The 15,733-nt window shown below is 37.5% G+C and carries 13 protein-coding genes and 1 pseudogene; 4 read left to right on the plus strand and 10 right to left on the minus strand.

Features of this window, described 5'->3' with window-relative positions:
• Nucleotides 1-6 precede the first annotated feature (6 nt).
• From DSM02_RS01080 to DSM02_RS01115, 8 genes are all read right to left on the minus strand, one after another.
• Nucleotides 7-3,153, minus strand: a complete 3,147-nt coding sequence (locus tag DSM02_RS01080) for an efflux RND transporter permease subunit (RefSeq protein ID WP_128763913.1) — start codon at nucleotides 3,151-3,153, stop codon at nucleotides 7-9.
• 131 nt (nucleotides 3,154-3,284) lie between these two features.
• Nucleotides 3,285-4,490, minus strand: a complete 1,206-nt coding sequence (locus DSM02_RS01085) for an efflux RND transporter periplasmic adaptor subunit (protein WP_128763914.1) — start codon at nucleotides 4,488-4,490, stop codon at nucleotides 3,285-3,287.
• 119 nt (nucleotides 4,491-4,609) lie between these two features.
• On the minus strand, nucleotides 4,610-5,065 hold the full coding sequence (locus DSM02_RS01090; protein WP_128763915.1) for a hypothetical protein: 456 nt from the start codon (nucleotides 5,063-5,065) through the stop codon (nucleotides 4,610-4,612).
• 320 nt (nucleotides 5,066-5,385) lie between these two features.
• Nucleotides 5,386-6,297 carry a helix-turn-helix domain-containing protein gene (locus DSM02_RS01095; protein ID WP_128763916.1) on the minus strand — a complete coding sequence of 304 codons (912 nt, stop codon included), beginning with the start codon at nucleotides 6,295-6,297 and terminating at the stop codon, nucleotides 5,386-5,388.
• Nucleotides 6,298-6,329: 32 nt separating this feature from the next.
• Nucleotides 6,330-7,067 carry an SDR family oxidoreductase gene (locus DSM02_RS01100; protein ID WP_128763917.1) on the minus strand — a complete coding sequence of 246 codons (738 nt, stop codon included), beginning with the start codon at nucleotides 7,065-7,067 and terminating at the stop codon, nucleotides 6,330-6,332.
• Between the two features lie 12 nt (nucleotides 7,068-7,079).
• Complete coding sequence (locus DSM02_RS01105) at nucleotides 7,080-7,982, minus strand: NAD(P)H-binding protein (RefSeq protein ID WP_128763918.1); 903 nt, start codon at nucleotides 7,980-7,982, stop codon at nucleotides 7,080-7,082.
• A gap of 161 nt (nucleotides 7,983-8,143) precedes the next feature.
• Nucleotides 8,144-8,941, minus strand: a complete 798-nt coding sequence (locus tag DSM02_RS01110) for a DUF3147 family protein (RefSeq protein ID WP_128763919.1) — start codon at nucleotides 8,939-8,941, stop codon at nucleotides 8,144-8,146.
• A 289-nt stretch (nucleotides 8,942-9,230) separates the two neighbouring features.
• Complete coding sequence (locus tag DSM02_RS01115) at nucleotides 9,231-9,518, minus strand: winged helix-turn-helix transcriptional regulator (protein ID WP_128763920.1); 288 nt, start codon at nucleotides 9,516-9,518, stop codon at nucleotides 9,231-9,233.
• A 128-nt stretch (nucleotides 9,519-9,646) separates the two neighbouring features.
• Between DSM02_RS01115 and DSM02_RS01120 the strand changes: the two genes are divergently transcribed.
• Together DSM02_RS01120 and DSM02_RS01125 are read left to right on the plus strand one after the other, a co-directional pair.
• Nucleotides 9,647-10,297 carry an NAD(P)-dependent oxidoreductase gene (locus tag DSM02_RS01120; RefSeq protein ID WP_128763921.1) on the plus strand — a complete coding sequence of 217 codons (651 nt, stop codon included), beginning with the start codon at nucleotides 9,647-9,649 and terminating at the stop codon, nucleotides 10,295-10,297.
• Nucleotides 10,298-10,315: 18 nt separating this feature from the next.
• Nucleotides 10,316-10,963 (plus strand): DsbA family protein, encoded by a 648-nt coding sequence (locus tag DSM02_RS01125; RefSeq protein WP_128763922.1) that lies wholly within the window; start codon nucleotides 10,316-10,318, stop codon nucleotides 10,961-10,963.
• Between the two features lie 72 nt (nucleotides 10,964-11,035).
• Here the strand turns inward: DSM02_RS01125 and DSM02_RS01130 are convergent, their stop codons facing one another.
• On the minus strand, nucleotides 11,036-11,380 hold the full coding sequence (locus DSM02_RS01130) for a DUF983 domain-containing protein (RefSeq protein WP_128763923.1): 345 nt from the start codon (nucleotides 11,378-11,380) through the stop codon (nucleotides 11,036-11,038).
• 95 nt (nucleotides 11,381-11,475) lie between these two features.
• On the opposite strand from DSM02_RS01130, the gene DSM02_RS01135 reads away from it, so the two are divergent.
• Both DSM02_RS01135 and DSM02_RS01140 read left to right on the plus strand, forming a co-directional pair.
• Nucleotides 11,476-12,348, plus strand: a complete 873-nt coding sequence (locus DSM02_RS01135; protein ID WP_128763924.1) for a helix-turn-helix domain-containing protein — start codon at nucleotides 11,476-11,478, stop codon at nucleotides 12,346-12,348.
• Nucleotides 12,349-12,674: 326 nt separating this feature from the next.
• Nucleotides 12,675-12,779 (plus strand): annotated as a pseudogene (locus DSM02_RS01140) (IS110 family transposase); the annotation flags it as partial.
• 129 nt (nucleotides 12,780-12,908) lie between these two features.
• On the opposite strand, the gene DSM02_RS01145 reads toward DSM02_RS01140, so the two are convergent.
• On the minus strand, nucleotides 12,909-15,728 hold the full coding sequence (locus DSM02_RS01145) for a M16 family metallopeptidase (protein WP_128763925.1): 2,820 nt from the start codon (nucleotides 15,726-15,728) through the stop codon (nucleotides 12,909-12,911).
• Nucleotides 15,729-15,733 lie beyond the last annotated feature (5 nt).

Raw genomic sequence — 15,733 nt, forward strand, 5'->3', positions numbered from 1 at the left:
TTGCTGCTAGTGCAGTTCATTTGTTTTTTTGGTCGTCCATTTTCTTCCCAGATAGTAAAATACAGGGGTTAGAAAAATACCGAATATCGTAACTCCAAGCATTCCGCTAAATACTGCGATACCTAGTGATACCCGTAACTCTGCCCCTGCTCCTGTAGCAATAGCTAACGGAATTACGCCCAGAATAAAAGCCATTGCTGTCATTAAGATAGGACGCAGCCTCAATCGGGATGCTTCTATAACAGCCGTTTTTAGATCTTTGCCCTGATCTTCTAACTGCTTGGCAAACTCGACGATAAGAATCGCATTTTTACTTGCAAGACCTACCAAAACGATCAGTCCTATCTGTACCATAATATTGTTATCAAGACCCGCCAAGTCAATACCTACAATTGCAGATAGCAACACCATAGGCACAATAAAGATTACCGCAAGCGGAAGTACCAAACTTTCAAACTGCGCGGCCAGCAACAGAAATACAAATACAACAGCCAGTAAAAAGGCGATACCTGCCGTATTTCCGGTTTGACGCTCCTGATAAGCCAATTCGGTCCACTCAAAAGAGATTCCCTGCGGAAGTACTTCTGCAGCAAGTTCTTCCATTCGGTCTAAAGCTTCACCAGAACTGTAACCGGGAGCTATATTCCCATTTAAAGAAGCTGCAGGATACAGGTTGAAACGAGGAATACGCGACGCACCTGAAATATCTTCCTGCTTTGTAAAGGTTCCCAAGGGTACCATTTCAGCATCTGCATTACGCACCTTAATTCGGGAAATATCATCTGGAGTTAAGCGGTTAGGCGCATCAGCCTGTGCAGTCACCTGAAAGGTTCTTCCCAGATAATTAAACTCATTTACAAATGCAGAACCCATATAAATCTCCAAAGACTGAAAAACGTCACCTACATCAATTCCTAGCTTTTCAGCTTTAACACGATCAATATCCAGATACAACTGCGGTGTCTGATCATTAAAAAATGTAAAAACATTACTCAAAATAGGATCGGCATTAGCAGCTGCTGCGAGTGCATAGGTCGCTTTGACCAACTCATCTGTACCTAAGTTTGCTCGATCCTGAACCATCATTCTAAACCCACCGGCGTTACCAATACCTCGTACAGATGGTGGCGGTATTACCAGTACAATCGCATCATCTATCTGACCTAAAGTGGCACTTATTGTGCCCAACAGGGCTTCGTATTCCAAACCTTTTTCTTCGCGTATTTCAAAATCTTCCAGCGGTAAAAATACCGCTGCTGTGTTAGAAGCGTTTGTGTTGGATGCCGCATCAAAACCGGTAAAGGCAATCGCATTTTCTACTCCATCAATATCTAAGGCCTTGTCTATAACCTCTTTTACAACAGCATCTGTTCTAGATAACGATGCGCCGGGTGGTAACTGTACCAAGGTGATAAAGTACTGCTGATCCATAGCGGGGATAAACCCTTTTGGCACTCTGCCAAATTCAAAACCTGTTATCAGGATCAGACCGCCGTAAACCACGAGTACCATAATGGATGTACGTACCAGTTTTTGTACGCGCTTCCCATAGCTTTCCGAAATTTTGTCAATAAATCTATTGAAACCATTTCCTACATAAGCAAAAGGTTTCAGTATTACTGGTGTCTTTTTATCAGGGTCTTTTACTTCGTGCTTCATCAACAAAGCCGCCATCGCCGGACTCAACGTCAGGGAAACAAATACCGAAATTGCAGTTGCAACCGCGATAGTCATCCCAAATTGCTTGTAAAACTGACCTGAAATTCCGTCTAAAAATGCAGTAGGAATAAATACAGCAATCAAGACCAGACCAATAGCAACCAAAGCGCCTCCTACTTCATCCATCGTTTTACGCGCTGCTTCTTTTGGAGCAAAACCTTTTGCCAGATACCGCTCCATATTTTCTACCACAACAATCGCATCATCTACTACAATCCCAATAGCGAGAACTAAACCAAAAAGCGTAAGGTTATTCAACGAAAAACCGATGGCCTGCATCACAGCAAAGGTTCCTATCAAAGAAACCGGTATTGCCAGAATCGGAATTATTGCAGCCCGCCAAGATTGCAGGAATAAGAGAATAACCAGTACAACCAGAATAATCGCTTCAAAAATAGTGTGGTATACCTCGTCTACCGATTTTTGAATAAACTTGGTTGGATTATAAGCAATCTTATATTCTAAATCTTTCGGAAAACTTTTAGCAAGTTCTTGCATACGGGCTTCGATCTCTGCTGAAGTTTCTAACGCATTTCCTCCCGGCTGTTGAAAGACAGGCATCGCAATCGCAGGGTCTTTACCTAAATACCCAGTCGTGGCATAATTCTGTGCACCTAGTTCTACGCGCCCTACATCTTTAAGACGCACCAGTCTTCCGCCTTCATTTGATTTTAGAATTACATTTTCAAACTGTTCTGGTGTTACTAATTTACCCTGTGTTTGAATATTAATTTCAAATGCAGATTGATTTCCGGAAGGCAATGTATTTAAAGTACCACTGGCGATCTGTACGTTTTGCGCACGTAAAGCTGCTACCACCTCACCTGCTGTCATATCTAAATTCGAAATTTTATCAGGATCTAACCAGATACGCATAGCATATTCTGCTGCACCAAAAATCTGAATATCACCAATCCCCTTTATACGCGCCAGTTCATCTTTTAACTGAAGTGCCGCATAATTCCCCATATAAGTCTGATCATAAGTTTTATTAGGCGAATACATATTCACCACAAGGAGAATATCTGGAGATATTTTTTTGGTAGTGATCCCTAATCTACGGGAAGCTTCCGGCAATCTGGGCTCTGCAATAGCAACCCGGTTTTGAACCTGAACCTGCGCCCGGTCTAAATCGGTACCCAATTCAAAAGCGACCTGTACGATTACCCTTCCATCGGCAGAAGATTGAGAGGTCATGTACAACATCCCTTCTACTCCATTTATTTCCTTTTCTAAAGGTGCGGCCACCGTTTCAGAAAGCGTTCTTGCGTTGGCACCGGGATACATAGCGACAACTTCAACGGTAGGTGGTGCAACATCCGGAAATTGAGAAATGGGTAAGGATAAATAAGCAAGCGCACCTATGATGAGTATGAGTACGCTCAAGACTCCCGCAAAAATGGGTCGCTGTATAAAAATGTGACTGAATTTCATAATGGTATTTACAAATAGGATGTACGGTTCTACCCTTCTCTTTTTCGCAAGCGGAAAAAGGAAAGGATATATTCCGGTTTAATTTTTAGAATTTTCTAAATAAGCAGGTTAGCTGTTGTTTTAATAACAGTTTATTTTTCAGAAGAGCTTCCCGTAAACGAAGTTTCAACGGGTGAGATGACCATTCCCGGACGTATTTTCTGAATGTTATTTACTACTAACTTATCTTCTTTGGTCAAGCCCTCTCTAACAATTCTCAAGCCGTTGCTGTGAAGCGGACCCAGCGTGACATTTTTTACTTCCACCGTATTGTTTTCACCCAAGACGTAAACAAAACGAAGGGATTGATTGGTACCAATAACGTCATCAGAAATCATTAATGCCTCGTGCTCGGCACTACCCATTAATCGTGCTTTACCAAACATACCCGGTTCTAAAAGCTGATCTTTATTTTCTAAAATCGCTCTGCTTTCTATCGTTCCGGTACTGTTATCGATCTCATTATCTACGAAGTCCATTTTAGCATTATGTAAAAATTCAGTTTCATCCTGTAATTTAATACTTACCGGCAACGCTTCAGAACGCATAGAACCGCGTTCGCCATTACGTGCTAAACGTACGTATCGTAAATAATCAGATTCACTTCCTGTAAAATAAAAATAGATAGGGCTTGTAGCTACAATTGTAGTAAGTAAAGTTGCATTGGAAGTACCACCGTCTATAAGATTTCCCCCATTCACCATATGCCTGCTAACAAGGCCAGAAATCGGAGCGGTAACTCGTGTAAACTGCAAATCTAATTTTGCTTTGTCTACATGAGATTGAGACAGGGCAACACTTGCCTGTGCAAAAGCCAATGCTTGTTTTCTACGGTCGTACTCCTCAATTGATAAAGCCCCGGATTCCCTTAGAGATTCTACTCTGTTGTAATTATCCTGAGCTGTTTTTAAAGACGCCTGTGCCTGGCTGTATTCTGCTGTGGCTTGAGATAATGCGATTTTAAAAGGTCTGTCATCTAAAGTAAATAGTACTTCTCCTTTTTTAACGTGCTGGCCATCTGTAAAGTTTACGCGGTCTAAAAAACCATTTACACGGGCTCGTACATCTACGCGGTCACTTGCTTCAAAGCGACCTGTATATTCATCCCATTCGGTTATTTTACTAAAAACAGGAGTCGATACTTCTACCGGCATAGCTTGAGATGCAGCAGCCGGTTCTGAATTTTCTTCGGTGCTTTCATTAGTAAACGAAAGAATTAAAAATAGTAGTAATAAAAGTCCTGCTACCGTAAGAATGTTGACGGCTATTTTTTTTGTATTGAGATCTAGTGTTTTCATTTTAATTTGAGTTTAAACAGGTTGTATTTTGATTGGCAAATTTAGGAGGGGTGAAAGACGTATGACTGATCAATATGTTTGTATAAATGACCAAAATCTATTTTTTTGATAAGAAGAATCTAGTAATATTTTTGCCAGTTATCTAGAAAACCATTAAAAGTGGTCTGTCTTATCGTATTGTAGAGCTGTTCTATAACGTACTGATCAAGTGCAGCAATAAAGCTTAAGTTTATGTTTTTAAAGTACAAAGCAAACGCCTCTGCTGAATCAGATTTACGAGCGGCTTTTTTAAAGTGCTTTAAAAGATTTGCTTCTGTGATCTCAACATCACCTAACCTATAGTATTTATTACTGGATTTTGATTCTTTTAATGCTTTGCGGTATTTAAAGTCTTTATCCGTAATAATATCTGAAACGAAATCGTTCACTGCAGTGCTCTTATAATTTACATTAACTGTATCTAAGTCTACAATTTTAGTTGATAGGTGATTTGCCTGAGCTGAAGTGTTTACAGTAAACAGCAATGTAGTTAATACGGATAAAGTTGTTGCTAAAATTTGTTTTCTTGTTTTCATCTCTTCCGGTTTTAGTTATACTTCTTTTACGATACAAAGGTATTTTTAAAGCCTCCCGTGATGACGACCAAAAACAAGGTTATAATGACCAAAATCTACATTATCTAATTTTGATAGGGCATTGAAAGGAATACATCCAATTGATATCGCTGAATTTGGATGCTGTTTCAAGTGATACTCCGCCTATCTGTACCATAACTAGTAGGATAGTTACTCCCGTTTTAGCACAGACAATTAATGTCTCAAATTTAATCCCGATGCAGCATCGGTTTTTACATCAGTTCGTTATAGGTTATAGTGCTTTTTTTACCGCAGGCGATTCAATTAAAAGACTGTCTGAATTCCAAGGGGGAACGGTTCGTTTTTTTCTTGAAAAGCTTACTAAATGATTGTGAATGTTCAAAACCCAGTTCATAGGCAATTTCGCTAACCGTCAAATCTGTAGTCGATAATTTTTCCTTTGCTTTTTCAATCAGTTTCCTATGAATGTATTGTTTTGCACTTTGACCAATTAAGGAACGTAAAAGATCGCTTAAATAACTGGGTGAAATAGTGAGTTGCCCGGCAAGAAACCGTACAGTCGGAATTCCTTGCGTTAAAGATTTTTCGTTGTTGAAATAATCGTCTACAATTTCTTCCAACTTTTGTAACAAGTCGTTATTTATAGCTTTTCTGGTGATGAATTGTCGCTTATAAAAGCGGTTGCTATAATTTAATACTAATCCCAGTTGAGAGATGATTACATCCTGGCTAAAATCATCAATTCTACTTTGTAATTCTTCGTCTATAATTTTAAAAATTGAAAATATGGTTTCTTTTTCCTTCTCTGAAATATGCAATGCTTCATTGGCTGCATATCTGAAAAAACCAAACTGTTTGATTTTTTTTGCCAATGAATAACCTAACAAAAAATCGGGGTGAATGAGTACTAAAAAACCAGTACTCGGTTGATGATTCAATTCAAATACTTGATGGGGTGCGGTATAAACCAATCCGCCTTCTCCAAAATCATAATAATGCTGCCCGTATTTAGCCTGTCCGCAAAGATCTGACTTATAGGAAATTTTGTAAAAGTTAAGAATATAAGCATTGCCTAATTCTTCCGGCAGGATTTTGATATCCTTAATGTCTGTAAAACTGATCATCGGATGCAATGGCTTTGGCAAGCCAAGCACCCGATGCAAGTCCGATAAAGATTGGAATAGTTGAAAATTCTCCTCTGATCTCTTCATACTCTAAATTTACGATATATCTGGTTGGCTGTTTACCAAGGACATTCGCCGGTTTCTGGATTGTATTCTTCACTAAAGAATTTTCCTGTTGGTCCATCTTCGCCAATGGTGGCATATTTTGCAATACGCGTTCCGGCTTCCTGAACCGTCCCGGTGCCACGATGCCCATTAAAATCGGTAGCTACAAAACCGGGACAAACAGCATTCACTTTAAAATTGGTATCCTTCAATTCATAAGCCAATGCAATGGTGTACATATTCATAGCTGCTTTGGATGGTGCATATACTGCAGATTTATGGTCATAATATTTCCAGGTTGGGTCGCTATGCAAAGTTAAGGAGCAACCACTTGAGGATACATTGACAATGCGAGGCTGTTCTGATTTACGCATTAAATCTGTGAATGCCTGTGTAACCCGAACTACTCCATACAAGTTGGTATTCAACACATTTTGCAATTGATCTATAGTTGCACTCAGTGCTTCCTGAGGCATACCGCCATTAATTCCTGCATTGTTGATGAGTACATCCAACACATTTGTTTTTTTACCTAATTCAGCTCTTGCCGCTTCCACCGAAACGCTATCGTTTACATCTAATTGGATGAACTCTACATTTGTAAATCCTTCACTTTTTAGTTTTTCTATGGCAATATTTCCTCTTTCGATGCTACGGCTACCTAAATACACATAATACCCTTGTTGTACTAATTGTCGAGCTGTTTCAAAGCCAATACTTTTATTGGCTCCGGTAATTAACACGTTCTTCATCCTTTCAAAATTTTATTGGTTATAAACTGATGCGAATTCTTTGGCAAAATCTGTAAGCTTGATTTCACCCAGCATGGGTTTATTTTTATAAAAATCTTCGTATAACATGCCACTTCCCTGTGCATGCTGCATTTCTACAAAACCGTTAGCAACCCATTCGTTCATACCAGATTCCAGTACGCCTTTAAGTAATTCTTTAGCGGGAACCACTTTCCATTCTAATTCTTGATTGCCGATGGCTTCTCCTAAAATTGTAGCTACTTCATTGGGTGAAACTTCATCACTGGCTACATAGCGAAAACTTCTGCCTTCAAAAGGTTTTCCCAGTTCTTCAACAATCACATTGGCAATATCTACGGGTGATACCCAAGGCTCTTTAGTGTCGCCACCATAGCTTTGTATAATAGCTCCCTGGGTCTTGATGCTTTGTATAAATCTGAAGAGGTTGGGATAAAAGGCAACAGGGCGTATAAATTTGATGGATACATCATCAGGCAGTTGATTCATTAGATCCTCCACTCCCTTATAGACGGAAAGGCTACCAATACCTTGGTTAGTATGTGCTCCGATACTGCTTAAAAGCACTGCCTTTTTTACACCCGACTGTTTCAAGGCTTGTTTATACTTGCTGGCAATTTTGCTGAATTCAGTAGGGAAATCTATGCTTTTGTCGAAGCTATTGCCGATAGCATCCCAGGCTATCATAAGGTAAACAGCATCAGCACCTTTGAATGTGTTAGTCAAAAAATCAACATCATGCATACTGCCTATTGCTGCTTTTGCGCCAAGTGTTTCAATTTCTTCTTGTCTTTCGGGTTTACTGCTAATAACGGTTACGGACTGCCCCTTTTTCACTAAACTTTGTGTTAGTGGTTTTCCAATACGGCCCAATGATCCTGTCAATACAATTTTCATATTTCTCTTTCTAAAATTTTGAAATACAAAGGTCGTATGGCTGCTTTTTCAGAGTGTGTTCTAATTGAGGATTTGTGTAGTCAAAATGAGAATGAAGTCAAAACTATTTACATTAGTACTAGCTATGTATCATACAGGGGTTAATGCGATTATTTATCTGTTTATTTCAATTTCTTTAAAATAAATTGATGTGTTAAATATGCCGTAACTAATGATACACTAAGTCCGATCAATGTTCCCCAATAAATACCCACGGAAACATACAAGAACCTTATTACCATTATATATGATATTACATTTATGAAACCACTTATTAATAATGATTTAGTCAAGCCTATAGCTACTTTTGCTCCTCGACTATTGTGTAAAATAATTAATGTGGAAACAAAAACAGCTGGGAAAGAAGCTAAAATCCCTCCAAATAATGGATTTAAAAATTTAGAAGCAGCTACAGCCGAACCTATTATTACTCCCGCAAAAAGGGCTCTTGCTAAAAGTTGTGATTTTTTATATTCTGTTTTTTGTCCTGCTATTGAACGTGCACGAAAAGTTTTTTCAAAAATAATTGCGCTAATGATAAGTACCAAAATACAAATTACCAACCCCCAATTAAAGTCGTTAAAATCGAATAAAATTATTAAATAAGAAATACCAAACCAGACCAGTATTGCTGCGCCCATTGCTTGCCATATACCTCTTTTTGATAAAGCTGCGTAAATCAACATAAATGGACCATTTGCTGCGAATGCTAATGGAACCACTGAAGTTGATTCTAGCACTTTTTGTACTCCTTGACTTAATCCGATAAAAAATAAGGCTACAACAACGGTACTCGGAAGCCCGGCAATAAGCCCACCAACTTTAGTTCCAAATTTATCAACAATTATAGTACTTGATGCTACCCAGATTCCACCTACGATTACGCTTAAAAGTATCTTGATTATAAAATCTTGCTCCATAGGTTTATTGGGTTTTTGAAATCTTCAATGATGCACCATCTTTTTGGTTATAGCAAGTTTACGTACTAATCTGTATGGATTTGTCAGCTTGCTATACGCCTTATTAAAAATTAAAAATATCGAAGTTTATTCAAATACTAGATATTTACGATTAATCATTCTTGCATGCTGTACCTTGCCTAAACGTTTAAATAAAGTTTCTGAGAAATTTTCATCTGAAGATTAACTGATTTCCAGATTAAAAAGAACCTATTATTTTTCATTCTAAAGTAGACGAATACGTATAAAATCAGTCTCCAACTACTTTTTTTCGGTATTTCATACCCCATTCACTCATGGCGTCTACCACAATCCCAAGACTTTTTCCATACGAGGTAAGTTCATATTCTACAGTTATAGGCATTGTATCTAACACTTTACGTTTTACAAGATTATTTGCTTCAAGATCTTTAAGCTCCTGCGAAAGCATTTTTGGAGAAATCCCCTCAATATGACGCGCGAGCTCCATAAATCTAAATTTCCCAGCATTGTATAAAGCAGCAATGATGACGGTTTTCCATTTTCCATAGCAGCAAATTTAAAAATAACAAAGTACTAAAATACAAACTAGTTACTAATTGGTAACTACTTACCAAAAGGTAAGAGTAGTAAAATGAGTAACTCCTATATCTAATTTTGTAATCAAATTATTAAACTAGAAATGATATGAAAAAAGTAGTAGTTATTGGTGCAACAGGTTTTGTTGGAAGCACTATAGTTAATGAATTAGTGAACCGGGATTTTGAAGTCACCGGAATTTCAAGAAGTGAAAAGGATTCAGATAAGAACAACATGTCTTATGTCGCTTTAAATATCAAGGAGGTGGAAAAATTGTCTACTGTACTTGAAGGATCTGATGTAGTTGTTAGTGCATTTAGCCCTGCAGCAACTAAACCCGATTTGATTGAAGATTTCGTGAATGGTTCAAAGGCGATACAACAAGCTGTGAAAAAATCCGGAGTCAAAAGATTTATCGTCATTGGTGGGGCTGGTAGTTTACTCAATGAGGAAGGAAAGCAGATTGTAGATACGTTACCTCAGGATCTTCCTTTTATTCCAAAATCAAAAGCAGCTCGCGATTATTTTGAAATAATCAAAAAGGAAGACAAACTTGACTGGGCCTATTTTAGTCCGGCATTAGAAATGAATCCGGATATTTCAATTGGCCGAACAGGAAGTTACCGTCTGGGTACGAACCGTCCTGTTTCTGACGATTCCGGGAAAAACAGAATGTCTGTAGAAGATGTTGCCGTGGTGATAGCAGATGAAATAGAAAATCCCAAGCACCACCAGCAGCAGTTCACCGCGGGATATTAAACTCAAAATTGATCTGATATGAATACCGAAAATTTAAATCTCATCTATATTTGGGATGGCTATTGTGGATGGTGTTACGGTTTTTCTACCGAATTAACCAAATTCCTGGATAGTCACCCAGAATTACCCATCAGGGTTTTACCCGGTGGTTTATTTACAGGGGAGAAAAGCCTTTCTATTTCTAATTATCCACATATTCCCGGAGCTAATGAGCGAATACATCAACTCACCGGAGCAAAGTTTGGAGCATCTTATAATCAATTATTAGAAGATGGAAACTTTATATTGAACTCAGAAGATGCAGGAAAAGGTTTTGTTGCATTAAAACATTTTGCTCCGGCAAAGCAGTATGAAATTGTCTATGCGATGATGAAGTTGTTTTATCAGGATGGGAAAAGTTTAAGCAATCCTGAAACCTTCGGTGAGCTCGCAGAAGATTTCGGGTTAAATTCTAAACAAGTCAAAGCCTTTTATCATATTGAAGAGGCATTAAATGAGACACGAAAACTTTTTGCAGAAGTACAGGAAATTGGAGTCAATAGTTATCCAACATTACTCGTGCAAAAGGGAGAGGAACTAATCAAAATTGGTGGCGGCGTGGCACGCATTGAAAAACTTGAAGAGAATTTTCAAAATGCCTTAGCCCTTATTGAGACCAACAGATAGCATTCCAAATAATATAAATTACTACTGGAGAGCCGTTTTAGCTCTCCAGTAGTAATTGTATTTAATAAAATGTTAGTTGAATAAGTAGATCCAAATTGCCCGGGATACTCTAAAATTAAAGGTACTGGTGAGAATAGCTATACCTGCTATAATCATAAAAACGGTCAATGGAGCCAGGTCGATGAACATCCAGAAAATTACGAGACTGGCAACCATCTCTGCAACTGCCAGCGCATAACTTACGAACATAGCACCAAAAAAGAAACCTGTTTCTTTTTCAAACTTTAAATTGCAAACACCGCATCGTTCGTTCATTTTAGGCATTCGCAATAAAAATATATTACCTTTTGTTTCAAAAATAGCTCCCTTTTTACAATTGGGACATGTTCCTTTTACAATTCCAGCGATCTTCATCATGGTATTATTATTTTTAATGGTACAAATTTAAATTGCATAGAAAGGAATTGTGTTACATTTAATACTCCCATTTTTGCACTTTTAAGACATTCTAGATGAGAATAGCGGTACTGGATATAGATCAATTTAAAACCTCTAAGGTGTTTAATACTGTCTACGTAAATACATTTTCAAAGCACTTTAGAACAAATAAAGATTTAATTAGTACGCCTCATAGTCACAATTTTTACCTGTGTATCCTGTTTACAGCAGGTAGTGGCGTTCATGAAATAGATTTCAATACTTATGAAATTAAACCGGGAAAAGTGTTCTTTCTGAAACCCGGGCAAGTTCACTCCTGGAAGTTTGATTCAGAGCCGGAAGGATTTATTTTCTTTCACTCCAAGGATTTCTATGAAATGCACTATGTTCTTCATGAGCTTAAAATATTTCCTTTTTATTATTCGTATCAGAATCCACCATTTTTGGATATCGCTGGAGCTGTTGAGAAAACTGCACTTAAATTTCAGAATTTATTAAAGGAGTATACCGATAGCAAACCCTTAAAAGAATTGAAACTCGTAAACGGGATTACAGATATTTATATTACGCTCACCAGACTATACACCTCAAAGGTTGATTTCGATAATTTCTCCAATCCCAGCTATCTAAAAATTCTAGAAAATTTTGAAACCTTGATTGAGATGCATTACGAGAATCAAAAGCTACCCAAATTTTATGCGGACAACTTAAATATTACGACAAGACACCTCAACAGGATTGTAAATGAAACCGTTGGTAAAACCACAAATCAGTTAATTTCTGAACGTGTTATTCTGGAAGCCAAGCGGTTAATCTGTCATTCTAAAAACAGTCTTCTTAGAATTTCTGAAATTTTAGGTTTTAATGATTACGCCTATTTTTCCAGATACTTTAAAAATAAGACAGGAATTAAACCCATTGATTTTGAAAAAAACTACTATAACTAATTTTTTCAAAACATTTTATACAACCCTATATATACTTTAAAACATTAGAATTAAGTCGATTAAAAGTCCAAAGAATAATAACCCAATTAATTGAGCATACCTTTTTTTAATTTCTTCAATAAAACGAATAACCCACCCCAAACACCTCGTAAACTCAGTATTACAAATAGCGCGAGTAACCAATTTGGGTACCTCAAAATTGATTAACATATCTGTGTACTGGTATAGATACCATAAATGCACAAAATGCCAAGCCCAATATAGAGAAGCCACTATTTGAATGATTCCGTTTAAAGCGGGGTAATTAACTATCGAATTCATTCAATGCATTAATTGTTGTAGCTAATAGGCTTTTAAAACAAGCTTTTGCAATAGCTACATCAGACTTGTCATACGATGAGAATTACGTGTCTGTTCTACCGAAAGGATAGGCTGGTTGGAATTCTGAACTATTTTCATCCTGTGCAAAAGCAGCCTGAAGGCTCATCGCAACCAACAAAGCAAGTAATTCGTAATTTGAAATTTAATAAATGCTAAGGTTCTATTTATTTTAATTTGAACTATTTGCTTTCTTGTGTTTCTGGAGCTAAAATTCCTTCTACAATACGAGGGTTATCGTTTACTTTTTTTGCAACTGTTTTAATATTTTCTGCCGTAAGTCTTTCAACTCTAACAATATCTTCCTGGTAACTCGAAATAGCAGTATTTGTTTCAATACTGCTTGTAATCTTTTCAAGATGATTCATACTATTATCTTTCTTATCACCCAGTTCTTTCATAAGATTGGTCTTGACTTCAAGAAGTTTCGCACTATCTACATTGTGAGAAAGCGCGTGAAGTTCTTCATATACTATTTCTACTAATCGATCAGTCTTTGAAGGATTACAATTGAAATTCACAGATAGCGTGAAATGATCCTCCGGTATATACTGGAGATCGCCCTTTACTCTTACAACATAGGTACCGCCTTCTTCCTCGCGTATTCTTTCCATATAACGTTTCTCCAGCAATTCTGCGATAACAGCCATCACCAGTTTATTTTCGTGATTATATGGAAGATCATCAGTAATATAAACGCTTACCGTGGTTTGCGGAGTTTCCATTTGCTGTGAAATATGTACTTTTCTGATTCCCTTTGCGGGTTTCATTCCATGATCTACGATCTTTTCAGTAGCAGTAGTATCTCCCGAAAGACTTCCTATATATTTTTCTATAAGTGGAATAAAAACCTCTTTTTCAATATCTCCCATAAAAATAAAACGGAAATCTGCTGCATTTTTTATTCGGTCCTTATAAAGAGTTTCCATCTTTTCCATCGAAAGTGAATTAAGCAATTTTTCACCTAAATACACTTCACGCGGACTATAATTACTCATTGCCAGTTTTAAAGAATCTGAAAAATCTGCACGATTATTAGCGTGTAGCATTCTGTTCAGATTTTCGAGATTTTGCTTGGCAGCATCAAAAGCCGATTCATCAAACCTAGGCTCGGTAAAAGCCAAGTAAATTCCTTTTAATAAATTTTCCAGATTATTGGCATAAGAATACCGGTCCATCGTCTCTTCATATTCTTCAATTTTCACGGAAGGGACGATAACCTCATTAGATTTAGCCAGTTCTTTCTTGGTAAGATTTGCAATTCCAGAAGCTTCGGCAAACATATAGGCAAAAAGGGAATTATCAAGCAATTCTTTATTCAGCTGCGAACGGCCGCCGGGGCTAATGGCCTTGAAATAAACCATTTTATCATCTTTATCTAATGTTGGATAAAGAAAAACTTCTGCACCATTAGAAAGAATGAACTTTGTTCCTTCGGTATCTTTTACTTGTTCTTCACTGATGACTTTGCCGCCTTTAAGCTCAAGGTTCATCAACTTTTTAGCCTTAACTTCTACTTCTTTATAAGGCTCAGGTTTGGTATTCTTTGCATCTATTATAGTATTGAAAGCTTCTTTTTTAGAAGGATATTTAATTTCATCGGAACCAAGGATTGCCACGACGTTACCTTTCACGGTATAATATTGTTTGAAAAAAATCAATATATCTTCCTTCGTTAAACCTTCTAAATAATCGAGTTTATACTGATACAAACTTGTATAATCTATTACCTGATGATTTCTGAAAAAAGCTTCGGAAATTTCTATGGCGTGATAAATATTGCTGCTTCCTCCACTGTTAATTCTACTTTTCAGTCCGCCGGCAATAGAAGATTTCGTACGATCAAATTCATCTTGGTTGGCTCCATGTAGCCAGAACCGTTTTAATTCGGTTGCTGCAAGTTTCAATGCCGGCAACAAGCTGTCTTTTTTGGGGTGAAGGGTGGACTTCAGAATACCTATATTTTTGGGCAGCGTAAAATCACGATCTGTAAACCTTGCCGAATATACCGGACTTGACGGTTGATCTACTGTCTTGATAAAGCGACGGTCAATAATCGAAGTGAGTATCTCTAATTTTACTTCATGTTGGAACATTTCTTTTTCGGTAAGTGTGGGATCCACTTCATATCTTAAAAAATATTCTATTGACGTGGTGCCGAGTTCCTTATTTGCGAGATTGAGGTATGTGAATTCATCTCCAACTTTAACCTTGTATCTTTCACGTTTTGGCCTGTCTTTTTCAAGCGAAATGGTTGAAAATAGTTTTTTCACTTTCTCTTCCATCTTTTTCTCATCAATATCCCCCACGATAATTACAGCCTGAAGATCTGGGCGATACCATTTCTGGTAATAATCCCGAAGTTCTTCATAGTTGAAATTATCAATCACATCCATGGTTCCTATTACTCCTCTTTTGGCATACCTGGAATCTTTAAGCAGACCCTGATTAAGAATGCTGTCGGCAGCGCGGCGTTGTGCAGTATATCTGGAGCGCCATTCTTCCCTAACCACCCCTCTTTCATTATCAATTTCGGCTGCCGAAAGGGTTAAACCGTCAGACCAGTCATGAAGTATGAGTAATATGGAATCGAGCAAACGTTCATTTTCTACTGGAACATTCTGAATTCTATAGATAGTTTCATCATAGTGCGTTGCTGCATTTATTTCATTCCCGAACTTTATACTGTTTTTCTCCAAATACTCCAGCATTCTTTTATTCGGAAAATGCTCGGTCCCGTTGAATGCCATATGTTCCAAAAAATGCGCAAGGCCTTGCTGACTGTCTTCTTCCAAAATAGAACCCACCTTTTGCGCAAAATAGAAGGATACCCGATCTTCGGGCTCTTCATTATGCATAATATAGTAATGCATCCCGTTGTTTAGCTGGCCCTTAGTGATATCGGCTGGTTTGAGTTCTGGTTTATCTTTTTGCTGTCCTCTACTTAGCTGAAAGCAACCAATTAATAACACTATTAAATAGTATGTAATGGGAAATTTCATTTTCT

Source organism: Leeuwenhoekiella polynyae (genome assembly GCF_004104075.1).
Classification (GTDB): Bacteria; Bacteroidota; Bacteroidia; order Flavobacteriales; family Flavobacteriaceae; genus Leeuwenhoekiella; species Leeuwenhoekiella polynyae.